The organism is Streptomyces sp. NPDC047042, from assembly GCF_040644035.1.
In the GTDB taxonomy this organism is placed as follows: domain Bacteria; phylum Actinomycetota; class Actinomycetes; order Streptomycetales; family Streptomycetaceae; genus Streptomyces.
In genome coordinates this window covers 48,375-73,700 of sequence record NZ_JBEYVP010000012.1, presented here as the reverse complement: position 1 = coordinate 73,700, position 25,326 = coordinate 48,375, and the positions used below count along the sequence as shown (strand labels likewise).

The following is a 25,326-nucleotide window of genomic DNA, read 5'->3' as shown; positions in this document are numbered from 1 at the left end:
ATACGCTGGCGGCGACCTTGAGGCTGTCACGTGCGGCGACGGTGCAGGAGCTGAGGCTGCCGGGTTAGGCGACATTCAGGCGGTTGCAATTCATCTGGGCCCTGCTCGGCTGTTGGGGCGCAAAGGTCGTAACGAGCCGTATGGGGGCCAATGTGTGTGGGTTCCGGATGCCGGAGATCCCGGCAATCCCTTCAGAGGACGAGAAGGCTGTCCACGTCCAACGACGTGTCTCCGCACTCTCCGTCCTCGTATGCATCGCCGCCCACACCGCGCGTACGACCCGGATTGGACTTCAGCGAGTCACGGCCGTGGGGAGAAGACCTCGGCGACGGCAGGGGGCAGGGGGTTGTATCTGTCCGACGTGGCGTGATCGACGTGCGCGGGGCACAGAATCAACGGTCCGTCCTTCGCACGAGCTACGACGCCCTGTCCGGGCGGTACCCAGGCCAGGCAGGCGATGGCTCGGCACGTTCCGCCGAAGCGGTTGACCGGCGATACGCCGGTGGTCCGAGGGAAGCCGTCGGTCGACCACGAGGCCATGTCGATCTGAGCGCGGGCTGTTCGGGACGTACCGATGCCGCCCAGCGTGGCGATCTTGATGAGGGCTGCGGTGAGCAGAGGATCGTCCAGATACGACAAGACGCCGCCGTGGCCGTGCCACCGCCGATGGAGCACGGCATCGGTGTCCGGTAGCGATGGGGCGAAGTCATAGCCGCCGCGGATGTCCTCCAGCGCCAGGTGCAGCGTGCGCAGGATGTCCACGCTGCCCGGACGGTGGGGATGGTCGATGAGATCGTCGAGGCGGCGCTGGCATTCGAGGAGGTGCGTGTCGGACAGCCGGGGAGGCCGCATGCGCCAGATGGAGTGCCGGCAGACGTATCCCGGACGCTTCCAGTCGGACTGGCCGCACATCACAGGGCTTCCCGGACCAGGAAGCACCTGGTGCAGACCATTGCCGCAGCCGCGGCAGACGCTGAGCAGGAAAACGCGGTGGCGTACGCAAGCGAAAGACCAGATCAGACGCCAGCGCAGCAGCCAACGCCCACCGCTCTCCCGCAAACAGGGCGGGCACGCGCGCGAACTGACCGGCTGCGCGAGCTGTAGGCGGTGCAGCCACATGGCGATAGTCCGGCGGTGCGTGGAGGAAGGCGGCGGCGGCAGAACACCATCGGCGTAGTGCATGAGGGTTATCCGATGCAGCTGCTCGGCGGACAGACCGTGGTGGCCTGCACACGGGCCATCACATCCGTGGGCAGATGGGCGACGAAGCGCAAGCTGGGGCGGTACGCGGAGCTGCCGGGACGGACGAAGGCCGCGAAACGCAGGGCTTGCAGACGGCTGATCCGGTTGAGCCCGGCGAGCGCGTCGACCCAGCTGAGCAGGGACTCACCGGGGTACGGGTCCGGCACCAGCGCGAGGCGACGCAACGACGTGGGCACACGCAGAGCATGCCAGTGCCCTGTATCAGGTGCACGTCAGGTGCTGACGGCTCCTCAGGCACTTCCGTCTGCTGCGGTCGGCTTCTTGTTCGGTTTGTTCCTGTTCTTCGCTGACGGGCGTGACTGCAGTTCGACGACCTTGGCGTAGGCGCGTTCGTGGGTGTACGACAGGGTGATGGAGTCCATGATCTCGCGCGTGACGGCCTCGGTTCCCTGCTTGACGGCGCGCACTGCACTGCGGCGGAGGAGGGTGTGGAGACCGGCGATGCTGCCGTTGGTGCGATCGTGGAGATAGCGCCAGTGGCGACGGGTCAGGCTGTTCTTTTCGTGTAGGTACAAGCACAGCGCGTTCTCCAGGGAGTTGACGACGCCGACCCATTGCAGGATTTCCGTTTCGGTGTCCAGAGCGAAGGGCGCGAGTTCCTGGCGGCTGAACCGGCCGGCTGTCTGGGTCCTGGGACCGCTGCGCGGCGGAGACTTGATGCGGGAGTTCCGCTTGACGGGTCCGGTAGGCCCTCCCTCGCTGAGTAGAGGGCTGTCCTCCAGGTCGACGCCGGTGCCGATGATCGTGCAGGGGGCGTGGTTGGCGAGGAACTTGATGTGGTCATTGGAGGCCCGCCCTTCCTTGTGGGCGCAGTCCAGGAAATGCAGGTCGTCGAAGATGAGCAGCTGCGTACCGCACGCCGTGAGCGCGGTCAGGACACGATCATCGACGGCGTCCTTGGTGCCGCTGGTCGAGACGCTCAGGTAGCGGGCGATCGCGAGGGAGATCTGCTTGGGGGTGACCTGGTCCGTGAGGGAGATGTAGACGACGGGGACGTAGATCCCCAGCCGCCCTGGGGCAAACCGTTCGGGGAAGTCCCTGCGAAGACCCTGTTCGAACTTCCGGCCGATCATCTTGACCAGAGTGGACTTGCCGACCGTGGGCGGACCGTCGATGAACAGTCCGGGCCGGGCGCCGGGCGGAGCCTCCTCGTTGGCATCGAGCAGTTCCATGATCTCCGATTCGAAGTGTTGAACGGCAGGAGTCCAAGCCAGGACCAACGCGCTGTGATACCGGTTGCGACTGCGGTTGAGACGACGCCGTCGAGGATCCTCTTTGTCCATCGCCAGGTAGGTGTCGTACGGGGGGAGGTGGGGGCGGGACGGTGGCTCGTAGAACATGTAGTCGAACCACTCCTCATTGGTGCGCGGTTCGGCCAGGCCCGGGTGCAGGCTTTTGGACTCCTCCGGTCGCGGGGCCATCACGGTGTGTCGTCCTTCCCCGGACGGCCGCCCCACACTTCGTACGACGGCAGGGCGTCGAAGTCGATCGTGACCTCTTCCTCGTCGTCTGCGGGCAGTGGCGGCACGGCCCTCAGATGGGAATCCTTGACCGGGGCGTCGGCGGCGGAATCGACCAACTCAGTGCGAGCTTTGTCTCGCGCCGCCGCCCTGGCTCGCTGGGCGTCACGGGCCCGGGCCCGGCGGGAGCGTGCGGTGGACGCCTCGGCGGCGTCAGTGCGGTTCTGCAGGTCCAACAACGCGTCCATCACGGCCTCCTGGTCCTGTGGGGCGCGGCCTCGTACACGCAGTTCCTGCTTGACCTGGCGCAGAGTGATGTCCGTGAACGGCTCGAGCCCGGTCAGCGCATGTGTCCAGCGCAGCGTGTGCCAGATTCCGGTGTAGGGGTCATGAAGGTAGACCTGTGTCATGTCTCGTGGGTCATAGCGGACAGGCCAGGCGCCCACGGCGTGCGCGTAGGGGGACTTGGACTCGTTGTAGGTGCCGGTGATGGGCGCGCTGTAGTGGAGGTAGTCCTTCTGGATACGGCGGTCGTGAATGCCACACCAGTGGATCGGCAGCAGCTCCAGGAACAGATTGGGATCGCGCGGGGCGGCGATGAAGCCGCAGCGGTGCACCGCCAGTCGGTAGGCGTCGTTCGGAGACAGAGTGATCTCCGGGAACCCTGGCAGCACCAGCCCTGTGTGCCGGCGGCGCTGGTAAACGGAGACGACGTACTCCGCGAAGAACTCCTCCAGTTCCTCGATCGTCCACCGGGCGGTCGAGTCGACATCCCGGCCGCGGTGCACCACGTGGTTGCCCTTGTAACCGGCGATGTGTTCGGAGAACTGGCTTCTGATCGTCTTGAAAGCGGACTCGACCTGCGGCTTGTCGGTGGGCCGGTACTTACGGGTGTCCTGGATGGTGATCCCGTAGCGGCGGCACACGTTTTTCACCGCCTGAGAGGCGAACGCCCTGCCGTGGTCGATCACGATCCTCTCGGGGAACACCACCGGGCGGGCTGCGGCGGCCGCGAACCGCTCGTCCTGCGCGAGCTTCGGCTCGCACGGCAGGCGCAGCATGCGGTGTCGCAGCCCGTCCGGCCATCCGGGCCGCATCGGTTCCGGCATCATCGCGTCCGCGATCACCAGTCCCGCATCCACGCCCTTCGTTCCCTGGGGCACCAGACGCCATCCCAGCAGGCTGCGGGTGCACACGTCGATCGCGATAGTCAGATCCACCGAAAAGACGACGTCTTCGACCGGGTCATAGGCACGCACGTCCAGCCAGCTGGTGTCGATCATCACCAGTTCACCGGGACGACCGGCGGTGATCGGCCGGTAATGGCCGCCCGGCCGGTTCTCCACAGACTGCCGTGTCGTGGCCGGCCCAGTGGTGTAACGGCCGGGCAGGAGAGCGGCGACATACCTGTTGAACGTCTTGGGCACCGGCATCTTCACCGTGCCCGGCCCGTGGGCGTCAGCCAGGCGGCGCTCCACTCGGCGGCGCAGCCGGTTCAGACTGCCGGTCGAGTCGAGCGCCTCGGTCACGTGGTACTGGGCGACGATCGCGTCGATCAACCGTGGATCCGCTCCAGCCAGGGGATCCGACGGCCGATGACTGCGCCGGTCCACCAGGCCCCACGGGCCTTCGTCCCGCCATTTCCGCAGACGCCGCCAAATCTGCTGCTCGCTGTAGCCCAGCTCCCGCGCTTTGCTCTGCACCCGTTGGGCCAGCGACACGTCAGGGGCATACTTCGGCCTGGGTTCTCCCGGCGCGGCGTCTTCTGGATTTCCACTGCGGAAACCGGTCGTCATTTCCAGGAGGTGCTCCTGGGCGCGCTGCAGTTCCTTCAGTTGCTTGTCACTCAGCTTGTCGAACAGGGCGGCGGCGTCCAGCCACAGTTTCCTTTCCGAGGAGTCGTGCTCGGCGGCGGTCCCGCCTTCCGGGTTCGCGTCGCCTTCGTAGGGACGGAAGGTCGGGTCTGCGAGAAGGTGTCCCACGCCGATCACGGTCCACGAACCGCTCTCCGAACGAAGTCACACACCGTCGTCGGTCACCCCGGTCACCGTGTACAACTCATCGTCCAGCCACACCCTGGATCCACGCTGCAGTCGCACCGCTCCGTCAAACGTCATGCTGAGCCTCCGCTGCGGTCTTCACCAGCGTCGTGTCCCGCAACGGGCGATCCAGATCGGTGACGATCCGCTGATGCCACATCAGGTGATACAGCACCCCGCGTGCCAGATCCGGGTATTCCATGAACCGAATGAGCTCCCCGATCTCCACTGCTTCACGGGCCAGTTCCAGCAGGCGCGGCACCAGATCCGCACCCAGATGCAGCGGGCGCCGGGCACTGGACAGCAGATCGACGTTCACCCAGCGCTGCCCACTCGGCTCCGAAACCATCGCGTAGTCCCAGCCCAGCCGACCGCAAGTACGTCGGGTGCGCTCCTCTTGCAGCAGCACGTCCGGATCGTCACGCAGCTCGGGGTTCTTCACGTCCAGCAGCAGCACGCTGCCGTCACGGTGGCGCACGAAGACGTCCGGTGTGTGCTGCCAAGCCCCGCGGGCGTCGATTGCGTCGAACTCCAAGGGCTGCGTGGCGAATGCGGTCACTTGCGGGTCGAAGTCCAGCAACGTCAGCCACCTCGACTCCAGCACGCTTTCGTAGTCGGCGAAGTCACCCCATTTCGCCACCCAGTACTGGCCCGGCATGTGTCCTTGGTCCCGGTGACTGGGGATGGCCCGCACCATCCTGCCGTCCTCGAACGGCACGTCAGCAGCCTCCTCCAGCCGCACCAGATGCTGGATCCCCTCGGAATCGACGTACCGTACCCGCACCATGTCGATGTCTCGACCGGAGGGCTCCGGGGCTTTCGCATCACCGCTCACCGCGAGCACCTCCTCCTCCTCGCTGACTCCTGGCCGAACGTCCCATCGGCACCTGCGCCGCCACTGCCTCCGCGAAGACCTCCGGCACCGGGAGCCGCGCCAACGGCCGGGCCGTCCAGCAGCCTTCTTCAACCGCCGTCCGCACCAACGGTGCCAACCGCCGAGCCAGCCTCCGCGTGTCAGCTGCGGCCAGAAGAGGGGTCACCACTGTGAGAAACGCTGCTGCGGCTCCGGCCGAAGCGGGACCCCAGCCAAACTGGTTCCGGTACACATCGCGCTCGATGCGTTCATCCAGAAGGGCGCGACAGCACCAGTCAGGCACGTTCGGTAGACGCTCTAGGATCTGGGGCAGTCCGAGGCGTAACAAGATCACGCATGCTCGGAACGCCGCGAACCACTCTCCTGCCGACACGTTCACGCCCCCCAGCGCGGGGCAGGCCCGGTTGTACGCGGTGTCCAGCCATCGTCGCTGCGCGGCGACAGTCCGTTTGTCTGCCTGGTGCACGCGAATCGCGGGCAGCCACTGCGAGCACGGTTTCCCGCGAACGGCATTCGCGCAGCGAGTCGGCGACCGGACCCACTGCGCCGGCATGACCCGAGGTCGGTCCCCACCCCATCGCAGTACCCAACCGCACGCTGGACACCGATCCAGCAGCATCACCTGATGCTTGGGGCACACCGCCGCACACGACAGCTTCCACCACAGCTGCCACACTCCGCCCGACGCCAGCAGACACTGCGGACAGGCGCGGCTGCCGTACACCTCCACCCACTCCCGGGCTGCCGACGGCCAGTGTGCCTTTGCCGCGGAGAGCACCGCAGCCACGCTCAGCGGCCCACCCTCGAAAACCGACAGGTGCATCCTGTCCACCATGCCGCCAGGGACACCCGTCGCCGCGTACACGGTCTGCCGGACCGCCTCATCGCATTGGACCCCGAACACAGGGGGCCGCGCATTCACATACAGACCCCGAAGGTGGAGTCCCATCAGATCGGCTACCTCGGCCAGTGGGCATCTGTTCACGCGAGCCATCCGATCCACCCACGACGCGAACGCCTCATCCGCCCGCGGAGCTGTGACCAGCGCTAATCGCCGTGGCAGCATGCTCCCACCTCCTGAGAGTGACCTGCATCACTAACATTTTGACGTATTCACTCTCATTTGCACTCTCATGTTGAGGTATTCACTCTCATTTTGAAGCGCCGCGCTCAGGCGGAACGACTTGCGCGGCGCCCTTGGCGGGATCTGCGACATGTGACATTGTACTGATGTGAGCAAGCGACTGACCTGCGATGTTGTGGTCATCGGTGCCGGAATGGTGGGCGCCGCCTGCGCCCTGTTCCTCGCCCGGGCGGGCCTCGCGACCCTCGTCCTCGACCGGGGTCCGGTGGCCGGCGGCACCACCGGCGCCGGGGAGGGCAACCTGCTCGTCTCCGACAAGGAGCCGGGCCCCGAGCTGGACCTCGCGCTGCTCTCCGCCCGCCTCTGGCACGACCTCGCCGGCGAACGCGGTCTCGGCGGCGCCGTCGAGTTCGAGGCGAAGGGTGGGATCGTCGTCGCCTCCGACGCGGCGGGCATGGCCGCGCTGACCGGCTTCGCCGCCGGACAGCGGGCGGCGGGAGTCGAGGCAGACATCGTCGACGCCACCCGACTGCGCGACCTGGAACCGCACTTGGCCCCCGGCCTCGCGGGTGGCGTCCGGTATCCGCAGGACTGCCAGGTGATGCCCTCCCTCGCCGCCGCCCATGTCGTCCGGGCGGCCCGGCGGGCCGGCGCCGAACTCCGCACCGGCACGACCGTCACCGGCGTCCTGCGCGCACCGGACGGCTCGGTGCGCGGTGTCCGGACGGCGGGGGACGGCGACATCCACGCCCCGGTCGTCGTCAACGCGGCCGGCACCTGGGGCGGTGAGGTCGCCGCGCTCGCCGGGGTCCACCTGCCCGTGCTGCCCCGCCGGGGCTTCGTCCTGGTCACCGAACCGCTGCCGCCCGGCACCGTCCGGCACAAGGTGTACGCCGCCGACTACGTCGCCGACGTCGCCAGCGGGGACGCCGGGCTCCAGTCCTCGGCGGTCGTCGAGAGCACGGCCGCGGGCCCGGTGCTGATCGGCGCCAGCCGCGAACGGGTCGGCTTCGACCGGACCTTCTCCCTGCCCGTCGTACGCCGACTGGCCGCCCAGGCCACGGCTCTCTTCCCCGTTCTCGGCACGGTCCACGCGATGCGCGCCTACCTGGGCTTCCGCCCCTATCTGCCGGACCATCTGCCGGCCATCGGGGCCGATCCCCGGGCGCCGGGGCTCCATCACGCGTGCGGTCACGAGGGGGCGGGGATCGGGCTCGCGGTCGGCACCGGGCACCTGATCGCGCAGTCGCTGACGGGCCGGACCCCCGATCTGGACCTCGCGCCCTTCCGACCGGACCGCTTCGAGGAGACGAAGGAGGCAGGGACACGATGAGCGGAACCCCCCTGGAGCTGGCCCAGGCACAGCCCGGACCGGCGCACACGGTCACCGTCGACGGACGGGAGATCGCCGCGCTGCCCGGTCAGACCGTCGCCGCCGTGCTCTGGTCGCAGGGCATCACCTCCTGGCGCAGTACCCGGGGCGGCGGAGCACCGCGCGGGATCTTCTGCGGCATCGGCGTCTGCTTCGACTGCCTCGTCACCGTCAACGGCCGCCCCAACCAACGGGCCTGCCTCGTCCCGGCAGCGCCCGGCGACGCGATCCGCACCCAGGAGGGAACCGGTCATGACGACCTCGGCTGAACCTTCTCTGGCTGTCATCGGCGCCGGTCCCGCAGGCCTCGCCGCCGCGCTGACGGCGGCCGACCGGGGCGTACGGGTCGTGCTGCTCGACGCGGGCGCGCAGGCGGGCGGGCAGTTCTACCGGCAGCCCGCGGCGGCGCTCAACGCCCGCAGACCGCAGGCCCTGCACCACGCCTGGGGCACCTGGAAGAAGCTCCGCGACCGGCTCGCGGCCCATGTCGCCGCAGGTCGTATCGATCATCTGGCGGATCGTCATGTGTGGTCCGTGGAGCGGGAGTTCGGGGGAGGGGGCGGGGGCGAGTTCGGGGTGCACGCGCTCCTCGGTCCCGCGCAGACCGAGTCGCAGACGGTCACCGCCGACGCCGTCCTCCTCGCCACCGGCGGCTACGAGAAGGTGCTGCCCTTCCCCGGCTGGACCCTCCCCGGTGTGGTCAGCGCGGGTGGCGCCCAGGCGATGCTCAAGGGCGGCCTCGTCCTGCCGGGCCGGACCGTGGTCGTCGCCGGGACCGGGCCGCTGCTGATGCCAGTCGCGGCCGGCCTCGCGGCGGCCGGTGCCGAGGTCGCCGCGTACGTCGAGTCCACGCATCCCGCCGACTTCGTACGGCACACCGCGACGCTCGCCGCCAACCCGGCGAAGGTCGCGGAGGCCGCCCGGTACGCGGCCCAACTGCTGCGGCACAAAGTGCCGGTGACGGTACGTCACACAGTCGTCGCGGCGCACGGCACCGACCGCGTCGAGTCCGTCACCGTCGCCGCCCTCGACCCGCACGGCCGGGTACGGCCGGGCACCGCACGACGGATCGCCTGCGACACCCTCGCCGTCGGGCACGGCATGCTCGCCCACACCGACCTCGCCGAGACCCTCGGGTGCGCGATCGACACCACCGGGGACCCCTTCGTCGTCACCGACGCCCAACAGCGCACCGACATCGACGGTGTCTGGGCGGCGGGCGAGGCCACCGGTATCGGGGGAGCGGCGCTCGCCCTGGCCGAGGGCGAGCTCGCCGGGCACTCGATCGCCGCCCGTGTGAGGGGAGTTGAGCCTCGTCCCGCCGACCGGGCGAGGGCCGCCCGGACCCGTACCCGGCTGCGGAAGTTCTTCGCGGCCCTCGACACCGCGTACGCCCCGCCCGCGCACTGGGTGGAACAGGTCACCGAGGACACCGTCCTCTGCCGCTGCGAAGAGGTGACGGCGGCCGAAGTCCGGGAAGCCGTCGAGGAGTTGGGCGCGACCGATCTGCGGACCGTCAAGCTCCTCACCCGGGCCGGCATGGGCTGGTGCCAGGGGCGGATCTGCGCGTCCGGCGTCGCCGGGGTGGCGGGTTGCCCTGCCGGGCCGGCGAAACGGCCGTTCGCGCGGCCGGTTCCGCTGAGCGTGTTGGCGCAGGAGCCCGAACATCCATGAGAACGCAAGTCGTCTGCGGGTCCGTTGTGGCTGGTCGCGCAGTTCCCCGCGCCCCCATGGGGCGCTTCCCCAACCCGGATTTCGAAAGCTGAGGCACCCATGAGCAGCACCGCCCCCACCCCCGTCTGGCGAGGCGTCCTCGTCGCCACCGCGCTGCCGCTGAACGACGACCTGAGCGTCAACTACACGGCATACGCGGACCATTGCCGCTGGCTCGTCGAGAACGGCTGCGACGGTGTCGTACCGAACGGCTCGCTCGGCGAGTACCAGGTGCTCACCGTCGAGGAGCGGGTGAAGGTCGTCGAGACCGCGGTCGCCGCGATCGGCGGGGACCGGGTCATGCCCGGCGTCGCCGCCTACGGTTCCGCGGAGTCCGCCCGCTGGGCCGCGCAGGCCAGGGACGCCGGCTGCGCCGCCGTCATGCTGCTGCCGCCCAACGCCTACCGCGGCGACGAGCGTTCGGTGCTCGCGCACTACGCGGCCGTCGCCGAGGCCGGTATCGACATCGTGGCCTACAACAACCCGATCGACACCAAGATCGACCTCACCCCCGAACTGCTCGCCAAGCTGCACTCGGCCGGGCTCATCAAGGGCGTGAAGGAGTTCTCCGGGGACACCCGGCGCATCTACCAGATCCAGGAACTCGCCCCGGAACTTGATGTGTTGATCGGCGCCGACGACGTCCTGCTGGAGCTGGCCACGGCCGGCGCGGTGGGCTGGGTCGCCGGTTACCCCAACGCCCTGCCCCGGGCGACGGTCGAGCTGTACCGGGCCGCCGTGGCGGGCGACCTGGCCACCGCCCTGCCGCTCTACCAGCAGCTGCACGCCCTGCACCGCTGGGACTCCAAGGTCGAGTTCGTGCAGGCGATCAAGCTGTCGATGGACATCGTCGGCAGGCACGGCGGCCCCGTCCGCCCGCCGCGCATGCCGCTGCTGCCGGAACAGGAGAAGGCGGTCCGCGAAGCCACTGAGAAGGCCGTCGCGCTGGGCCTCGCCTGAAACATGAGGCAGGAGGCACGAGGCACGAGGCACGAGGCACAACCCCACGACCTGAGAGGATCGCCGTATGCGCAGCAAGCTCGTCCTGCACGCCGTCGACTCGCACACCGAGGGCATGCCGACCCGGGTCGTCACCGGCGGGATCGGCACGATCCCCGGCGACACGATGAACGAACGCCGGCTGTGGTTCCGCGAACACCGGGACGACGTCCGGCACTTCCTGATGGACGAGCCGCGCGGGCACCCCGCGATGAGCGGGGCGATCCTCCAGCCGCCGACCCGGCCCGACTGCGACTACGGCGTGGTCTACATCGAGGTCTCCGGCTATCTGCCGATGTGCGGCCACGGCACGATCGGGGTGGCGACCGTGCTCGTCGAGACCGGCATGGTCCCGGTCGTCGAGCCGGTCACCACGATCCGCCTCGACACCCCGGCCGGACTGGTCGTCGCCGAGGTGGCGGTGGAGAACGGCGCGGCGAAGGCGGTCACGATCCGCAACGTGCCTTCGTTCGCGGTGGAGTTGGGGCGTAAGGCGACCCTCGCCGACGGGCGCACGGTGACCTACGACCTCGCCTTCGGCGGCAACTTCTACGCCATCCTGCCCCTCGACGAGTTCGGCCTGCCCTTCGAGCGCGAGCGCAAGGACGACATCCTCGCCGCCGGGCTCGCCCTGATGGACGCGATCAACGCCGCCGACCCGCCCGTACACCCCGAGAACCCGACCATCAACGGCGTCCACCACGTCTACCTCGCGGCCCCCGGCTCGAACGCCGTCCGCTCCCGGCACGCGATGGCCATCCACCCCGGCTGGTTCGACCGCTCGCCCTGCGGCACCGGCACCTCCGCCCGGATGGCGCAGCTGCACGCGCGCGGTGAACTCCCGCTGCACCAGGACTTCCTGAACGAGTCCTTCATCGGTACGTCGTTCACCGGGCGGCTCGTCGAGAGCACGGAGGTCGCCGGGCGCCCCGCCGTGGTGCCGACGATCACCGGCCGCGCCTGGATCACGGGCACCGCACAGTACCTGCTGGACCCGGACGACCCGTTCCCGTCCGGCTTCGTACTCTGACACCGCCACCACACCCCGGCGAGACGAGATCTCGCGCGTTCCGAGTTCCATCCAGGAGAACCCATGGCCGCTCAGCGCACCGGCCCCGCCCTGCCCAGCATCGGCGGGCACCGGCCCAGTTACCGGGCGAGTGTCGCCGACGCGCTGCGGGCCGCGCTCGTCGCCGGGGAGCTGCGGCCCGGCGAGGTCTACTCGGCGCCCTCGCTCGCCGCCCGCTTCGGCGTCTCGGCGACCCCGGTGCGCGAGGCCATGCTCGACCTGGTGAAGGAGGGCATGATCGACACCGTGCCCAACAAGGGCTTCCGGGTCACCACGGTGTCCGAGCGGCAGCTCGACGAGTACACCCACATCCGGTCGCTGATCGAGATCCCGACGACCGTCGGCCTCGCCGCGACCGCCGACCCGGCCGCGCTGGAGGCACTGCGCACGCACGCGGAGGAGAGCGTGGCCGCGGCGGACAGCGGTGACCTCATCGCCCATGTCCAGGCCGACCGCCGCTTCCACCTCGGGCTGCTCGCCCTGGCCGGCAACCAGCACCTGGTCGAGGTCGTCGGCGACCTGCGCAAACGGTCCCGCCTCTACGGGCTGACCGCGCTGGCCGAACGCGGTCTGCTGAAGTCGACCGCAGAGGAGCACTTCGAGATCCTCGACGCCCTCCTCGCCCGGGACGCGGAGCGCGTACGGGCCGTGATGACCCGGCATCTGGGGCATGTGCGGGGCGACTGGGCCCACTGAGCGCGTTCGGACGTGTTCGGTTGTTGCCGTTCGGGCGGGGGGAGGACACTGAATCCATGGTCTCCGCGCACGCTGACGACGAACATCAGGACGGCCGCGACCTGGTGGAACAGGCGTTCCGGCAGGCCTCGTACTCGATGTCCGTCTTCGACATCGACCAGCGGTACCAGCGGCTCAACGACGTGGCCTGCCAGGTGATGGGCGTCGACGAGGACGCGTTGCGCGGCCGGGTCTTCCCGCACGGCGTGCCGAAGGACGTGAGCTGGCGCGGCACACTGCGGGCCCTGAAGGACGTGGCCGCCACAGGCAGGCCCGCGCACTACGAGAGCTTCACCCGGGCGCCCTCGGGGATCCGCGAGCACGCCTGGAACCTGGAGCTGTGGCCCGTGCGGGACGCCTCCGGCGAGGTGTGCGCGGTCGGGATGGCCGGGTTCGACAGCAGCGAGCAGCACTGGGCGCGGCAGCGGCTGGCGGTGCTCGACGAGGCGGCCGTGTCGATCGGCACCAGCCTGGACCTCGACCGCACCGCCCAGGAACTCGCCGACCTGGTCGTGCCCCGGTTCGCCGACTTCGCCAGTGTCGACCTGCTGGAGGCGGTCATGCGCGGCGACGAGCCCGCCGACGCCGGCCCGGACGGCGAGGTCGTGCTGCGCCGGGTCGCCCACGCCACGGGTACGGAGTGGGTGCCCGGGGCCGTGCTCGGCCTGGGCAGCACCGACACCTACCCGCCGTACTCCCCGCCCGCCCGGGCGCTGCGCACCGGACAGACGGTGCTCAGCCGCAGCGGGGCCGCCGACTTCGACGAGTGGATGGCGAGCGCGCCCGTACGGGCCCAGAGCCTGGGCGGAGTCGTCGTCACCTCGCTGGTGGCGGTGCCGCTCATCGCGCGCGGTACGACCCTCGGGGTGGCCGTTCTGCTGCGCACCCGGTCCGACGTCTTCAACGAGGACGACTTCGTGCTGGCGAAGGAGCTGGCGAGCCGCGCCGCCCTCTGCGTCGACAACGCCCGCCGTTTCACCCGCGAGCGCACCACCGCCCTCGCCCTCCAGGAGAGCCTGTTGCCGCGCGGGCCGTCCCGGCAGTCGGCGGTGGACGTCGCCTCCCGCTATCTGCCCGCCGACTCGGGCGCCGGCGTCGGCGGCGACTGGTTCGACGTCATCCCGCTCTCGGGCGCCCGCGTCGGCCTCGTCGTCGGCGACGTGGTCGGCCACGGCATCCAGGCGTCGGCGACCATGGGCCGGCTGCGTACGGCGGTCCAGACCCTCGCCGACGTCGACCTGCCGCCCGACGAACTCCTGGCCCACCTCGACGACCTGGTCCTGCGGCTCGCCGCCGACGACGACAGCGCCACCGGCGGCGCCCGGCTGGCCGTCGGCGCCACCGGGGCGACGTGCCTGTACGCGGTGTACGACCCGGTCTCCCGTGAGCTGGCCGTCGCCAGCGCGGGCCATCCGCCGCCCGTGCTGGTCCTGCCGGACGGCGAGACGCGGGTCGTGGACGTGGGCGTCGGGCCGGTGCTCGGGGTCGGCGGCCTGCCCTTCGAGACCACCGAGATCCAGTTGCCGGAGGGCACCCTCGTCGCCCTCTTCACGGACGGACTGGTCGAGGCCGCCGAACCCGACCCCGACCTCGGGATCGCGCTCCTGGCCCGGACCCTCGCGGCCGGTCACCGCGCGGGGGCCTCGCTGGAGGACGGCTGCGACCAGGTCCTGTCCGCCCTGCTGCCCGAGCACCCCGACGACGACGTGGCCCTGGTGCTGGCCCGCACCCGTGCGCTGGACGCCGGCCAGGTCCGCGTCTGGGACCTGCCGGCCGACTTCGAGGTGGTCGCCGAGGCACGCAGACATGCCGTCGCCCAGTTGGAGCAGTGGGGCCTCGACGAGGCCGCCTTCGTCACCGAACTGGTCGTCAGCGAACTGGTCACCAACGCCATCCGCTACGGCGCCGACCCGATCCAGCTCCGGCTGATCCACGACCGCACACTCATCTGCGAGGTCACCGACGGCAGCTCGACCTCACCCCACCTGCGCCGGGCAAGAACCTCCGACGAGGGCGGCCGGGGCCTCCTGCTGGTGGCCCAGCTCACCACCAGCTGGGGCACAAGACACACCAGAACGGGCAAAACAATCTGGGCGGAACAGTCCCTGACGTGAGCGACCTGCCCCGGGTGCGCTCAGCCCTCGGTCCGAACCGCCGCCGTACGCAGCCGCCCCGGTACCGCCCACCACTGGTCGGGGCGGTCCACCACCGGTGACCGCGGTCCTGTCTCCAGGAAGCGGGCCAGTCTCAGCAGGTATGCCGCGATGCCCGCCGCGCCCTGCATCCATGAGGTGTTCGGGGGCAGCAGCGGCGGCTCCTTGCGGTACTCGACGAAGCGCCAGCGGGTGCCCGCCCCGTCCCTCAGCGCCCGCTTCACCAACGCGTCCCCCATCGTGCGGGCCCCCCGCACCAGCGTCGCCGCCGTGTCCGCGTCCGCGCAGTCCTGTGCCGCGTCCAGGAGTACGTCGCCCACGCCCGCCGTGCCGCAGCAGCGGCCGTCGTTGTCCCAGAACCCGGGGCGCAGGCGCTCCGGAAGGCCCGAGGTGAGGATCGACGTCAGACAGCGCTGCCGCAGCTCGCCGACGCCATGACCCGCCACCTCCGTCACGCCCGCGTGGGCCAGGGCCGTGAACAGGTGCGAGGTGCCCGCCGGGCCGTGGCACCAGGTGTAAGTGACCGGCTCCACCTCCCGCCTCGACGGCGGGATCGTGTGCGGAACGACGAAGCCGCCGTCGTCCAGCGAACCCACCGACAGCACATGCCGGGCCCCCTGGACCGCCGCCTCGACGAAGTCCTCCCTGCCGAGCGCCTTCCCGGCGACGGCCAGCGCCGAGGCCACCCCGGCCGTGCCGTGGGAGTAGTTGGGCGCGCGTGACACCGTCGTGGCCCCGATGCCCCAGTCCAGGCCCGCCGACGTGCGGTCCGCCACCCGCAGCAGCGCCTCGCAGCCGGTCGTCGCGATCGACTCCGCGAACTCGCCGCCCGCCCAGACCGCGGTCAGCACGACACCCGCGCTGCCCATGATGATGTCGTTGAGGGGCGCGTCGGACCCGGCCTCGAACTCCACGGTGGTCCGCCAGCCATCGGGTGTCGCCAGCTCCGCGAGCCGTCGCAGCGCGACCGACTCCGAGCCCGGGGCGAGCAGCCGCAGCGCCGTCACATCGCCCGCGAGACCGTCGTACAGCGAGGGTTCCGTCCGCTCCTCCGCCTTCGCCGACAGTCTCGCCACGATGCCGGCCGCCAACGAACGCTCCCGGTCGGTCGGTTCGCGGTAGCGGGCGATCTCGGCCAGCACGGGGGCCAGGCCGGCGATGCCCGCGTACAGACAGTCGCGGTCCTTCGCCGGCGCGATGTCCGAACCGTCCCGCGCCGCGTCCTCGGACACCGTCTCGGGCAGCCAGGGGCCGTCGTCCTCACGGACCTGGTCCAGCACCCAGGACCAGGCGTCCTCGCCGAGTTCCCGGTATATGTCGTACGGATTCATCGAGGCGCTCGTGTCGTTGTCCGGCATCCGGCCAACGTTACAACCGCCTGATCGCGGCCGGGGGTTCCGGTCCGGCGTGACGGTCGGGGGCGGGAAATCTGTTCACCTCGCGTGCGGGAGCGGTCGCTGAGGCACGGTAGAAAGGAACCATGGCGGAGCACGAGACCCCCGCGGGGGACATGGACGATGTCGACGCGGTGACCCGTGCGGTGCTGACCGCGTCGCGGCTGCTGATGGCGGTCTCCGCCCGCTCCCTCGCCGAGGTCGAGGAAGGCGTGACGCTCCCGCAGTTCCGGATGCTGGTCGTCCTGTCCACCCGCGGCGACACCAAGCTGGTCACGCTCGCCGACCTGCTCCGGGTGGCCCCGTCGACCGCGATGCGCATGGTCGACCGGCTGATCGCGGCGGGCCTCGCCGAACGGCACCTCAACCCCGAAAACCGCCGTGAGACACAGCTCGGCCTCACCGAGGAGGGGCGTCGCACGGTCGAGGACGTCATGGCCAGGCGGCGGACCGAGGTCGCGGCGATCGTGGCACGCCTCGCCCCGACCCAGCGGGCGGCACTCGTCGAGGCGCTCACCGCCTTCAGTGAGGCGGGCGGCGAGCCCCCGGCCCCGGCGGCGGACGACACGGAGCCGCACCCGCTCGGCTGGGCGGACATCGTGACCGGGTGACGCCGCGCCCGGCGGCGAAACTCTGCTGAACCCGGCCCCCCTTTCCCGGGCGCTTCCCGTGGGCTTCCCGGGCTTCCCGGGGGGCGGTGCGCTTCGCTGCCGGATACACGGCATGATCGGTGGATGCGAGGTGCGGAGAACGAGGGGCGAGGTGGTGACGTGGCGGAACCGGCGGAGTTGTCGACGCCGAAGGACGCCGCGAACAACGCGTTGGTGCTGGCGTTCGGGCGGTTGCAGGGCGCGGCCAACCGGCTCGAGTACATCCTCGGCCGGTCTCTGGAGCAGGAGTGCGGCATCAGTCACCTGATGTTCGAGGTGCTGCTCATCCTGGGGCGGGCGGGAGGGCCGGGGCTGTCCATGCGGGCCGTCGCCCAGGAGCAGGTGCTGACCACGGGAGGGGTGACCCGGCTGGTGGACCGGATGGCGGCGGCCGGGCTGGTCGAGCGCGCCGAGGACCCGGACGACCGGCGCGGCCGACTCGTACGGCTGACGCCGCTGGGGGAGGAGACCGTCGTACGGGCGTCCCGGCTGCACGTGGAGAACATACGCCGCTACTTCGTGGCGCCACTGCCGCCCGAGGACTGGGAACGGTTCGCCGAGGACCTGCGCATCCTCAGCCACAACGCACGGGACGAACTGCCCCGGCTGCCCTGAGCCGAGGCGAGTGTCGATCGTCGCGCGGCAGGCCCGGTGGGAGGGGAGCGCCTCCCACCGACGCGCCCCCGCTCAGGCCTGAGCCACCACCGGCAGGACGAGCCGGGACGGACGGGCGGGGTCGTGGAAGACCTGCTGTCGGGCGACTCGGGCGGTGGTCGCGCTGTCCTCGGGTTCGCCCGTGTTGAGGTTGCGGTCCCAGCGGGGGAAGTTGCTTGAGGTGACGTGGAGGCGTATGCGGTGGCCCGCCCGGAAGACGATGCTGGTCGACCACAGGTCCACGACATGCTCCGCCGCCTCGCCCGGCGTCGCCGCGCGCACCCGCACGACGCCGTCGGTGACATTGCGGGAGACACCCTTCTCGTCGACGTCGCACAGCCGTGCCACCCAGTCGGTCGAGGGCCCGTCCGTGGCGGCGAAGAGCACGGCCTTGACGCGGCCGGTGACCTCGAGGTCCTCGGCGAGGGGTTCGGTCGTGAAGACCAGGACGTCGGCACGCGCCTCCACGTCCCGCTGGTCGAGGGGCCCGGGACGGAACTCGTCGGTCAGCAGCAGCGCCCCGCCGGTGGTCCGCACCGGCTCCATCGGGTCGTAGGTGAACTCCTCGGCCTGCTCGGCCACAGCCGGCGGCTCCTGTGTCAGGCGTCCGTCGGCCCGCAGGTGGAAGTCCGTGTCCACGGCCCGCGACAGGGGCCATTGCGTCTCCTCGCGCCACTGGTTGACGCCCATGACGAACAGCAGCACCTTGCCCGTGTCCGGCTCCAGAGCCTCCCCATGGCCGATCGTGCGCTGGAACCAGTCGAACTGGAGGCCGCTCAGAGGTCCGCGCATGCCCATGAAGGCGGAGTTCGCGGCGAACCCGAAGTTGACGTCGCCGATGACGTGCTGCTGGTTGGCATGCGTCCACGGACCCATGATCAGCGTGGCGGACCGGCCGGCCCGGCGCATGGCGGTGAAGTTGTCGAGCGTGCCCTGACTGAAGATGTCGTACCAGCCGCCGACCTGGAACGTGGGCAGGTCGACCTCGTCGTGCCGGCCGGCGACCCGGGACGTGCGCGCCCACTCGGGCTCGCGCCGGGAACGCTCGTAGCCCAGCTCGGGAAGATCGTGCCGGGCGAACGCGGGGAACCGCCCGGCGGGCAGTTCGCCGTAGCCGCCCTCGGCCAGACCGTCGAGATCCTGTACGAGACTTCCGATGCTGCCGACGAGCGCGGCGGGGTCGGCTCCGTGCCGGCGCATCAGCGCGTCGGCGCCCATCATGAGGGTCCAGGGCGCGGTGATGCCCAGCTCGATCGCTCCGCCGCGCGTCCACAGTCCGTCGTCCGGGTCGGACCAGGTGACGACCGGTGCGATCGCCTTCAGCTCCGGCGGCTTGGCCAATGCCGCCATCCACTGTGTGTTGCCGAAGTAGCTGGCGCCGATCATGCCGACGGAGCCGTTCGCGCCGGGAAGGGCGGCGGCCCACCGCACGGTGTCGTAGCCGTCGTTCTCCTCGTGGGTCCACGGCTCCCACTCGCCCTCGGAGGCGAACCGGCCACGGGTGTCCTGGATGACCACCATGAAGCCACGCCGGGCCGCCGTCAGGGGATCGAGGACCGCGACCGCCAGGGGCAGTTGCTTCCCGTACGGCAGCCGGCTCAGCAGCACCGGCCACGGTCCCGTGCCCGCCGGGCGGTAGACATCGGCGCGCAGCACGGTGCCGTCACGCATCTCGGCCGGTACATCGAACTCGATCTGCATCTCTGTCACGTACTGCTCCTGTGCGTGGGCGACGACGCTGTCACGCGCCATGGTCGAACCTCGTCCGGGTCACGCACTACACCCGAACGGGGGTGACCGTGGCCCGCGCGGGACGGTCACGCACAGGCGTGGGCGTCCCGCACGGTACTGGCCGTGCGGAACGCCCACGCTGTCGGTCACGCCGTCGGTCACTGCTGGGTCAGGGTCACCTCGTCGCAGTAGCCGTCTCCGCTTCCGGAGACGAGGTGGCAGTAGATACGGGCGGAGGTCACGCCCGCGGCCGTGGTGAAGGTCGTCGACTGCTTCGAGTAGGTGCTCGACGTGGTCGACGCACTCGTGACGGCGCTGCCGTTGTACAGCTTGGCCTCCAGTGCTGTCGTCGTACCGGCGGTCTGGCTGGCGATGGAGCCGGTCAGCCGGTAGGTGGTGTTCGGCGTGAGGCCGGTGATGATCTGGAACAGGGAGGCCGAGGTCAGGGACGCGTTGGTCAGCCCGGCCGCGTTGCCGTTGGCCGCCGTGCCCGTGAGCGAGAAGTCGCCGTTGCGCCAGGGCACGGTGTGACCGGACTCGAAGTTGCCGTTGATCGCGTAGTTCTTGACGGGGGTGACGGCCAGGTCGTCGCAGTAGCCGTTACCCGTGCCCGAACTCTTGTAGCAGTACAGCCGTACGGTGTTGTTCGTCGCCCCGGTGGTGAAGTCGGCGGAGACGAACGTCCACGCGGTGCCGCTGGAGCTCGCCACCGTTTCCAGCCCACCGGTGTTCTTGACACCGACGTTCATGACCTCGCCGGCGACCGCCGACTTCACCCAGCCCGAGACACGGTACGTCGTCCGGGGCGCAACGGGGACGTACTGCTCGAGCGAGGCGGGCGACGGTCCGACACGCGCCGCGTAGGTCCCGGAGCGGGCGCCCGTGTTCACCACCGAGGCGGAGTTCCACGCGCTCCAGCCCGAGGTCGTGCCCTTCTCGAAGCCGAGGTTCTGGTTGGCGAGGCAGGTCGCGTCGGAGGGCGTGCTGAACTGGTCGGCGCCGATGTCGGGAGCGCAGGTCGCGGGAACGGTCGAGCCCCAGTAGTCCTTGCCGCCGTTGTTCGGGACGACGACTCCCGCGCCGATGGCCGGCGACGACGCGGTGAGCTGGTAGCCCGCGACGCTGCCGATGCCCGTACCGCCGCTGCCGGGCGAGGAGAGCAGCGGATCCGCCGTGATCTTCCCCGGATCGGAGGGCTCGCTGGCCGGGTGGTTGCCGTAGAAGAGGTTGTTGCGCCAGGCGAAGTTCGAGGCCGGCTGGCCGGATGTGTAGACGTAGCCGCCGCTGCCCAGGTTGTAGATGATGTTGTTGGCGAGCGTCAGGTCGTTCCAGGCGCCGGTGACCTCGAGGACGTTGGCGGTGGAACCCGACGGGATGTAGATGGTGTTGTTGTAGAACGCCGAGTCCTGCGAGCCGTCCATGGTGATGGCGCGAAGACGGTCGTCCTCGCTGACGTTGTAGCGGACCACCGCGTTGCTCGCGAGGTGCGATCCGCCACCGCAGCCGCAGAAGAGGATGAACCCTCCCGCGTTGTCGTGGCTGTAGTTGTACTGGACGACGGTGCCGTCCTGTCCGTAGTCGACGTCGAAGCCCTGGCCGTCGGTGTTCCCGGTGTTCTTCTGGGTCCCGTATGCCTCGTTGTACTGGATCACGGTGCCGTCGGAGTCCCAGGCCCAGATGCCGGCGTTCGCCGCGTTGGGGGCCTTCGCCGCGTTGTAGACGACGTTGTGCTCGATGAGGGCGTTCTGCGACATCTGGACGACGATGCCGTCACCGTCCGTGTCATGGACGGTGTTGTTGTGGACGACGACGCCGCTCCAGGGGGTCCAGGCCGGGTTGTTGCAGCCTATGGACGGCCGGCAGAGCCAGGTGCTGGACATGTTGATACCGCTGCGGGCGATGTTGGCCACGGTGTTGCCGTCGATGTCGACGTCGTTGAAGGCGCTGGGGGTGGTGGTCCCGATGACGGAGAAGAGGATTCCGGCGCTGCCGTCGACCTCCTTCGACTGGTTTCCGTTGACGTCGTGGATGTTGAGGTTGCTGACCTTGTAGTGGTCTCCGGTCCCGAAGTTCTCGAGGACCACGTAGACGCCGCGCCGCGCGTTCGCGCCCTTCACGGCACCGGTGTTGGTCACCTCCAGATCGGAGATCTCCCAGTACTCCTGGTTGTAGAGGTAGATCGCGTCCGTGCCGCCGCCACCGGCGATGACCGGCAGGGCGCCGGTGCCGTAGGCGCTCATGGTGATCGATCCACCGGCCGCGCTGCCCGAGCCCAGCGGGTGCAGCAGCCCGGTGCAGGTCGTTCCCCGCTTGAACAGCAACTGGTCGCCGGGGGCGAACGTCGTCGCGTTCGGGCCCGCCAGCGAGTTCCACGGCGCGGAGGAGGTTCCGGTCCCGTTGGACGCCGCCGAGCAGTCCACGTAATACGCCGAGCCCGCCGCGTGGGCCGGTGCGGCCGGTGTCAGGGCCACCGCGGCGCAGGCGAGCAGCATGGTGACGACCGCGCCTACAAACAGTCGTCTGATTTCTGCGACTTGTCTCATGGTGCTTCTTTCCGTACGACATTGTCGGAAGGGGTGGAGTGACTCGCCGTCGCCTTGCGGAGTGCGGCGACGAGGGCCTGCGTCGGAGCGGCCTGGTTCGACCATTCGGCGGCGACGTGTCCGTCGGCTCCGATCAGCAGGGTGTGGAGCTGTCCGTCCGTGGGCGGTTGCCCACCCACGGATGCGGAGTCCGCGGCGACCACGAGTTCGGGCGGGAGGGCCCAGTTCGCCGCGAAGTTCTGGAGTGCGGATTCGGTCGTGTGCCCGTCCGAGTCGGTGACGAGGACCCGGACGTCGGGGTACTGGAGCGCCATGCTCTTGAGCGACGGGATCTGGCTCCGGGCCGTCGCCGCGTCGACGTCGCCCTGGTCGTCGATGGGCAGGGCCGAGACGATGGTCGGGCCGGAGACCGAGATCCGGTCCCCGTCGAGCAGGGTCACACCGCTGCCCGCCGGCACCTCGGCCCGGCACGCGCCGACGAGCAGGAGTGCGGCGGCGACGACGGGGATCATCCCCGCACGACGGACCTTCACGGCCGCGCTTCGGCGAACGGGGTCGCGGAACAGGGGGCGGGCAACGGCTGTCATCGGTTCTTCCCAGGAGTGAGTACGACGGTGCCCCAGGACACCGGTTCGCGGTCGTGCGGTCGGGCGTGCCCGCCGATGGAGGGCACGGAGAGGTGCGGGGCCCGGAGACGTCTGCGTGGACGAGTGCGCGCACCGATGTGACTGGACCGCGGGTGCGACTGTGGTCGCGTCGGCGGCGAGCCGGGATCGGCTCCTCGGCCCGGTTGACTTCGCGTCAACTGTGGCCGACATCCAGCGATATTGATATGACCGGCTTCGAGGGCTCTGCTCGGACTTGGTGGGTTATTTCCGTCTGAGGAAACCGGTTGACTGAAACTTTCGCGAACGTTAAGTTGCGTTACGAGGACGTGTCAAGAGGCCAGAACCCGCCATTCTCGGCCCGCACCGCCGGACCGGGGCGAGACCGGCCGGGGGAGGGGCGCACACACGACAGCGGCCTCGGCCTGATCGGATGGTCCTTGGGAGGACCACAAGATCAGGCCGAGGCCGCTGAACGCCGGGCGAGTGCCCAGGTGACTATTCGGATTCGAGGTGCATAGGCGCAGAGGTCTTCTTCGAGGTACATGGACGCAAAGGTCTTCACAGCCGGCCGCCGGCCGCGGCGCCCGCTCCGCCCCGGGTGACCCGCGACGCCAGGAGTTGCTCAGCCCCCGGCCGTGCTCAGCCCCCGGCCCCGCTCGCCCTACTTCGCGAGCTGGGGGTAAAGCGCGGCCAGGTCCGCGGCGAGGCCCGCCTTGACCTGCCGTGTGAGGTCGTCGCCGAGCACCTCGTACGCTCCCGTCTCGACCCCGTCGAGGGCCTGTACGGCGATGTCGCGGGGGTCGGCCTTGGGCGCGTCGACGCCGGCCGTCAGGTCCGTGTCCACGTACCCCATGTGCAGTCCGGTGACGGAGATGCCGCGCGGCTGCAGTTCCAGGCGCAGGGAGTTGGTCTGCGACCACAGGGCGGCCTTCGCGGCACCGTAGGCGCCGCCGAGGGCGATCCAGGAGAGCACGGAGTGCATGGTGAGGATGTGTCCGCCGCCGTTGCCCTCGATGACCGGCACGAAGGCGCGGGTGAGCAGCAGCGGGCCGTAGAAGTTGGTCTCGAACTCCTGGCGCACGTCCTCGACCGGGGAGTTGAGGAAGGAGGCGCCGTTCGAGCCGCCGGCGTTGTTGATCAGTACGGTGACGTCCTGTGCCTGCGCGACCGCTGCCGCGACGGAGGCCGGGTCGGTGGCCTCAAGGGCGACCGGGACGGCGTCGGGGTGCGTCACGGTGCGCGGGTCGCGGGCGGTGGCGTAGACCTTGCCCGCGCCGCGCACATAGAGCTCCTCCACCAGGGCCTTGCCTATGCCCCGGCTGCCGCCGGTGACGAACACGTTGGCGCCCTTGAGTGCGGTCATGACTGCCTCCACGGAGAAGAAGAAGTGAGAAACCGATCGGTTTCCAGAACAGTAAACCGATCGGGTTCTCAATGCAAGCCCGACGAGAGGCGGCGGGGGGGGGTGGGGGTGAGGGGTGAGGGGGGTGAGGGGGGTGAGGCTCGGAAACCGATCGGTTTTCAATTCGTCCGATTCGAGTTAATCTCACAACATGACCACCGAACTGAAACCAAGCCCAAGAGAGCGGCTGCTGGAGGCAGCGGCCACGCTCACCTATCGAGACGGCGTCGGCGTCGGCGTCGAGGCGCTGTGCAAAGCGGCCGGAGTGTCGAAGCGCTCCATGTACCAGTACTTCGAGAGCAAGGATCAGCTCCTGGCGGAAAGCCTGAAGGGAGGTGCTTCCGAGTTCGCCGCGGCTCTCCTGCCTCAGGCGGACGACGACCGGGCGCCCCGCGAGCGCATCCTGCATGTCTTCGAGCAGGTGAAGGCACAGGCGGGCGCACCCGAGTTCCGCGGCTGCCGGTATCTGGCCGCGCAGATCGAGCTGAAGGATCAGGGGCACCCCGCGAGCCGGGTCGCCCTCGAGGTCAAGGAGAACCTGACCGTCTATTTCCGTGCCGAGGCCGAACGGGGCGGGGCGAGCGACCCCGACCTGCTGGCCCGGCAGCTCAGCCTGGTCTTCGACGGTGCCAGTGCCCGCGCCGGGATCGGCGCCGACAGCCTGCCGGGGCTCATCGCGCCCACGGTGACCGCCCTGCTCGACGCGGGAGGTGTGCGCTGACGGAACGCCGGGCAGGCGCGCGATCCGCCGGATCGTCGTCCGGTAGACCCGGATGTCCGCTTCCGGGTTGAGGGAGTGCGTGATGGCGACGGATCGACCGGTGGCGCCCGTGACGGGTGCGTCGTCCGCATCGGCAGGGAGGTGCGTCCGCGCAGGTCGCGGCGGGGTTCGACGTGGTCGGCACGGGCGTGACACATCGCGCGTCACCCCGCCCGGCGGTGTGGCGTTCCACGACCTCGACGTGACCGGCGACGCGTCGGTCGCCGGCGCGGTCCAGCGGGTGATGCCCGACGGGCGAATCGGGCGGGGGCTCACGGCGGACCAGGACCTGACCCCTTCCACGCTGTTCCCGTGAACCCCACCGAGACAGCCGCGGCCGGGGCCCGGTCACACGCTCGGATCGCGGCCTCCGTGGCCGTCCTCCTCATCCTTTCGCCCTTCGCGGCACGGCTGTTGGCGCTGGTGAGTCCGCTTCCGGCCGTCGCGTCCATGATCTGCGCCCTGATCGGCGGAACCACCGGTTTCCTGCTGCTGTCGGAGCAGTGCCGGGAAACCGGCCTGGTCCACTGTTCGATGACCCGCGTGACCGCCAGGACGCCGACCGGTGAGCGGTCGGTGGATCTCAAGCGCGTCAGGGATGTCCGACTGCTCACCAGCTTCAGTTACAACGGCCCCTCTCACACGGTCGTGGTGCGCGACGGAGACGGTGTGCGCCTCGGTCTCACCTCGGCGAAGAGCCAACGGGCCCTGGTGCGCGCCCTGCAGAGCGCGGGCGACGAAGCGCGCGGCGGCCCGCACGTCACCGCGGCCGCCCGCGCTCATCTGCGGCTCGCGTGATTTCCGCCGGCGGGTAGGCTGCCCG

The 25,326-nt window shown here is 70.0% G+C and carries 23 protein-coding genes; 12 read left to right on the top strand and 11 right to left on the bottom strand.

Features of this window, described 5'->3' with window-relative positions:
- Nucleotides 1-300: 300 nt before the first annotated feature.
- The 6 genes from ABZ855_RS15950 to ABZ855_RS15925 all read right to left on the bottom strand — a co-directional run bounded on the left by ABZ855_RS15950 (nucleotide 301) and on the right by ABZ855_RS15925 (nucleotide 6,702).
- Nucleotides 301-1,182, bottom strand: a complete 882-nt coding sequence (locus tag ABZ855_RS15950) for a TniQ family protein (protein WP_360807056.1) — start codon at nucleotides 1,180-1,182, stop codon at nucleotides 301-303.
- A gap of 5 nt (nucleotides 1,183-1,187) precedes the next feature.
- Nucleotides 1,188-1,439 carry a hypothetical protein gene (locus tag ABZ855_RS15945; RefSeq protein ID WP_360807054.1) on the bottom strand — a complete coding sequence of 84 codons (252 nt, stop codon included), beginning with the start codon at nucleotides 1,437-1,439 and terminating at the stop codon, nucleotides 1,188-1,190.
- A 54-nt stretch (nucleotides 1,440-1,493) separates the two neighbouring features.
- Nucleotides 1,494-2,684 carry a TniB family NTP-binding protein gene (locus ABZ855_RS15940; RefSeq protein WP_360807052.1) on the bottom strand — a complete coding sequence of 397 codons (1,191 nt, stop codon included), beginning with the start codon at nucleotides 2,682-2,684 and terminating at the stop codon, nucleotides 1,494-1,496.
- The gene (locus tag ABZ855_RS15935) at nucleotides 2,684-4,705 is read right to left on the bottom strand and encodes a transposase (protein WP_360807050.1); all 2,022 of its coding nucleotides are present in this window, start codon (nucleotides 4,703-4,705) and stop codon (nucleotides 2,684-2,686) included. The genes ABZ855_RS15940 and ABZ855_RS15935 overlap by 1 nt, the downstream gene beginning before the upstream one ends.
- Before the next feature lie 124 nt (nucleotides 4,706-4,829).
- A complete protein-coding gene (locus ABZ855_RS15930) occupies nucleotides 4,830-5,606 on the bottom strand; it encodes a TnsA-like heteromeric transposase endonuclease subunit (RefSeq protein ID WP_360807048.1) in 777 nt (258 codons plus the stop codon).
- A complete protein-coding gene (locus ABZ855_RS15925) occupies nucleotides 5,587-6,702 on the bottom strand; it encodes a TniQ family protein (protein WP_360807046.1) in 1,116 nt (371 codons plus the stop codon). The genes ABZ855_RS15930 and ABZ855_RS15925 overlap by 20 nt, the downstream gene beginning before the upstream one ends.
- Nucleotides 6,703-6,868: 166 nt before the next feature.
- Between ABZ855_RS15925 and ABZ855_RS15920 the strand changes: the two genes are divergently transcribed.
- The 7 genes from ABZ855_RS15920 (at nucleotide 6,869) to ABZ855_RS15890 (ending at nucleotide 14,722) form a co-directional block, all read left to right on the top strand.
- Nucleotides 6,869-8,053 carry an FAD-dependent oxidoreductase gene (locus ABZ855_RS15920; RefSeq protein WP_360807044.1) on the top strand — a complete coding sequence of 395 codons (1,185 nt, stop codon included), beginning with the start codon at nucleotides 6,869-6,871 and terminating at the stop codon, nucleotides 8,051-8,053.
- Entirely contained in the window at nucleotides 8,050-8,361 is a 312-nt protein-coding gene (locus tag ABZ855_RS15915; protein WP_360807042.1) for a (2Fe-2S)-binding protein, read from the top strand. The genes ABZ855_RS15920 and ABZ855_RS15915 overlap by 4 nt, the downstream gene beginning before the upstream one ends.
- Nucleotides 8,345-9,766: an FAD-dependent oxidoreductase gene (locus ABZ855_RS15910; RefSeq protein WP_360807040.1), complete on the top strand. Its 1,422-nt coding sequence runs from the start codon at nucleotides 8,345-8,347 to the stop codon at nucleotides 9,764-9,766. Before ABZ855_RS15915 ends, ABZ855_RS15910 begins: the two co-directional genes overlap by 17 nt.
- Nucleotides 9,767-9,865: 99 nt before the next feature.
- Nucleotides 9,866-10,765 carry a dihydrodipicolinate synthase family protein gene (locus ABZ855_RS15905; RefSeq protein ID WP_360807038.1) on the top strand — a complete coding sequence of 300 codons (900 nt, stop codon included), beginning with the start codon at nucleotides 9,866-9,868 and terminating at the stop codon, nucleotides 10,763-10,765.
- Nucleotides 10,766-10,832: 67 nt separating this feature from the next.
- Nucleotides 10,833-11,834: a proline racemase family protein gene (locus ABZ855_RS15900; protein ID WP_360807036.1), complete on the top strand. Its 1,002-nt coding sequence runs from the start codon at nucleotides 10,833-10,835 to the stop codon at nucleotides 11,832-11,834.
- 63 nt (nucleotides 11,835-11,897) lie between these two features.
- Nucleotides 11,898-12,569: a GntR family transcriptional regulator gene (locus ABZ855_RS15895; RefSeq protein ID WP_360807034.1), complete on the top strand. Its 672-nt coding sequence runs from the start codon at nucleotides 11,898-11,900 to the stop codon at nucleotides 12,567-12,569.
- A 56-nt stretch (nucleotides 12,570-12,625) separates the two neighbouring features.
- Entirely contained in the window at nucleotides 12,626-14,722 is a 2,097-nt protein-coding gene (locus ABZ855_RS15890; RefSeq protein ID WP_360807032.1) for a SpoIIE family protein phosphatase, read from the top strand.
- 20 nt (nucleotides 14,723-14,742) lie between these two features.
- On the opposite strand, the gene ABZ855_RS15885 is transcribed toward ABZ855_RS15890, so the two are convergent.
- The gene (locus ABZ855_RS15885) at nucleotides 14,743-16,119 is read right to left on the bottom strand and encodes a lanthionine synthetase LanC family protein (protein WP_360807030.1); all 1,377 of its coding nucleotides are present in this window, start codon (nucleotides 16,117-16,119) and stop codon (nucleotides 14,743-14,745) included.
- Nucleotides 16,120-16,241: 122 nt separating this feature from the next.
- Between ABZ855_RS15885 and ABZ855_RS15880 the strand changes: the two genes are divergently transcribed.
- Both ABZ855_RS15880 and ABZ855_RS15875 read left to right on the top strand, forming a co-directional pair.
- Nucleotides 16,242-16,766 carry a MarR family transcriptional regulator gene (locus tag ABZ855_RS15880; protein ID WP_360807028.1) on the top strand — a complete coding sequence of 175 codons (525 nt, stop codon included), beginning with the start codon at nucleotides 16,242-16,244 and terminating at the stop codon, nucleotides 16,764-16,766.
- Between the two features lie 159 nt (nucleotides 16,767-16,925).
- Complete coding sequence (locus ABZ855_RS15875) at nucleotides 16,926-17,420, top strand: MarR family transcriptional regulator (RefSeq protein WP_360807317.1); 495 nt, start codon at nucleotides 16,926-16,928, stop codon at nucleotides 17,418-17,420.
- Nucleotides 17,421-17,492: 72 nt separating this feature from the next.
- Here ABZ855_RS15875 and ABZ855_RS15870 read toward each other — a convergent pair whose 3' ends face one another.
- From ABZ855_RS15870 to ABZ855_RS15855, 4 genes are all read right to left on the bottom strand, one after another.
- Nucleotides 17,493-19,211 carry a CocE/NonD family hydrolase gene (locus ABZ855_RS15870; protein ID WP_360807026.1) on the bottom strand — a complete coding sequence of 573 codons (1,719 nt, stop codon included), beginning with the start codon at nucleotides 19,209-19,211 and terminating at the stop codon, nucleotides 17,493-17,495.
- Nucleotides 19,212-19,348: 137 nt separating this feature from the next.
- Nucleotides 19,349-21,733, bottom strand: coding sequence for a carbohydrate binding domain-containing protein (locus ABZ855_RS15865; protein ID WP_360807024.1), 2,385 nt, complete (start codon nucleotides 21,731-21,733; stop codon nucleotides 19,349-19,351).
- Nucleotides 21,730-22,320, bottom strand: a complete 591-nt coding sequence (locus ABZ855_RS15860; RefSeq protein ID WP_360807022.1) for a hypothetical protein — start codon at nucleotides 22,318-22,320, stop codon at nucleotides 21,730-21,732. Before ABZ855_RS15860 ends, ABZ855_RS15865 begins: the two co-directional genes overlap by 4 nt.
- A 682-nt stretch (nucleotides 22,321-23,002) precedes the next feature.
- Nucleotides 23,003-23,704, bottom strand: a complete 702-nt coding sequence (locus tag ABZ855_RS15855; protein ID WP_360807020.1) for an SDR family oxidoreductase — start codon at nucleotides 23,702-23,704, stop codon at nucleotides 23,003-23,005.
- A 190-nt stretch (nucleotides 23,705-23,894) separates the two neighbouring features.
- Here ABZ855_RS15855 and ABZ855_RS15850 point away from each other — a divergent pair, with 190 nt between their 5' ends.
- The 3 genes from ABZ855_RS15850 (at nucleotide 23,895) to ABZ855_RS15840 (ending at nucleotide 25,301) form a co-directional block, all read left to right on the top strand.
- Complete coding sequence (locus ABZ855_RS15850) at nucleotides 23,895-24,464, top strand: TetR/AcrR family transcriptional regulator (RefSeq protein ID WP_360807018.1); 570 nt, start codon at nucleotides 23,895-23,897, stop codon at nucleotides 24,462-24,464.
- 220 nt (nucleotides 24,465-24,684) lie between these two features.
- Entirely contained in the window at nucleotides 24,685-24,819 is a 135-nt protein-coding gene (locus tag ABZ855_RS15845; protein WP_360807016.1) for a hypothetical protein, read from the top strand.
- Nucleotides 24,816-25,301: a hypothetical protein gene (locus tag ABZ855_RS15840; RefSeq protein WP_360807014.1), complete on the top strand. Its 486-nt coding sequence runs from the start codon at nucleotides 24,816-24,818 to the stop codon at nucleotides 25,299-25,301. The genes ABZ855_RS15845 and ABZ855_RS15840 overlap by 4 nt, the downstream gene beginning before the upstream one ends.
- Nucleotides 25,302-25,326: the final 25 nt, after the last annotated feature.

What these genes read in the sequence shown, in the direction of transcription:
- ABZ855_RS15925 (WP_360807046.1), bottom strand. Translation starts at nt 6,702, where the DNA reads ATGCTGCCACGGCGATTAGCGCTGGTCACAGCTCCGCGGGCGGATGAG.
- ABZ855_RS15950 (WP_360807056.1), bottom strand. Translation starts at nt 1,182, where the DNA reads ATGCACTACGCCGATGGTGTTCTGCCGCCGCCGCCTTCCTCCACGCAC.
- ABZ855_RS15900 (WP_360807036.1), top strand. Translation starts at nt 10,833, where the DNA reads ATGCGCAGCAAGCTCGTCCTGCACGCCGTCGACTCGCACACCGAGGGC.
- ABZ855_RS15885 (WP_360807030.1), bottom strand. Translation starts at nt 16,119, where the DNA reads ATGCCGGACAACGACACGAGCGCCTCGATGAATCCGTACGACATATAC.
- ABZ855_RS15880 (WP_360807028.1), top strand. Translation starts at nt 16,242, where the DNA reads ATGGCGGAGCACGAGACCCCCGCGGGGGACATGGACGATGTCGACGCG.
- ABZ855_RS15890 (WP_360807032.1), top strand. Translation starts at nt 12,626, where the DNA reads ATGGTCTCCGCGCACGCTGACGACGAACATCAGGACGGCCGCGACCTG.
- ABZ855_RS15910 (WP_360807040.1), top strand. Translation starts at nt 8,345, where the DNA reads ATGACGACCTCGGCTGAACCTTCTCTGGCTGTCATCGGCGCCGGTCCC.
- ABZ855_RS15860 (WP_360807022.1), bottom strand. Translation starts at nt 22,320, where the DNA reads ATGACAGCCGTTGCCCGCCCCCTGTTCCGCGACCCCGTTCGCCGAAGC.
- ABZ855_RS15905 (WP_360807038.1), top strand. Translation starts at nt 9,866, where the DNA reads ATGAGCAGCACCGCCCCCACCCCCGTCTGGCGAGGCGTCCTCGTCGCC.
- ABZ855_RS15855 (WP_360807020.1), bottom strand. Translation starts at nt 23,704, where the DNA reads ATGACCGCACTCAAGGGCGCCAACGTGTTCGTCACCGGCGGCAGCCGG.
- ABZ855_RS15895 (WP_360807034.1), top strand. Translation starts at nt 11,898, where the DNA reads ATGGCCGCTCAGCGCACCGGCCCCGCCCTGCCCAGCATCGGCGGGCAC.
- ABZ855_RS15850 (WP_360807018.1), top strand. Translation starts at nt 23,895, where the DNA reads ATGACCACCGAACTGAAACCAAGCCCAAGAGAGCGGCTGCTGGAGGCA.
- ABZ855_RS15915 (WP_360807042.1), top strand. Translation starts at nt 8,050, where the DNA reads ATGAGCGGAACCCCCCTGGAGCTGGCCCAGGCACAGCCCGGACCGGCG.
- ABZ855_RS15940 (WP_360807052.1), bottom strand. Translation starts at nt 2,684, where the DNA reads ATGGCCCCGCGACCGGAGGAGTCCAAAAGCCTGCACCCGGGCCTGGCC.
- ABZ855_RS15870 (WP_360807026.1), bottom strand. Translation starts at nt 19,211, where the DNA reads ATGGCGCGTGACAGCGTCGTCGCCCACGCACAGGAGCAGTACGTGACA.
- ABZ855_RS15865 (WP_360807024.1), bottom strand. Translation starts at nt 21,733, where the DNA reads ATGAGACAAGTCGCAGAAATCAGACGACTGTTTGTAGGCGCGGTCGTC.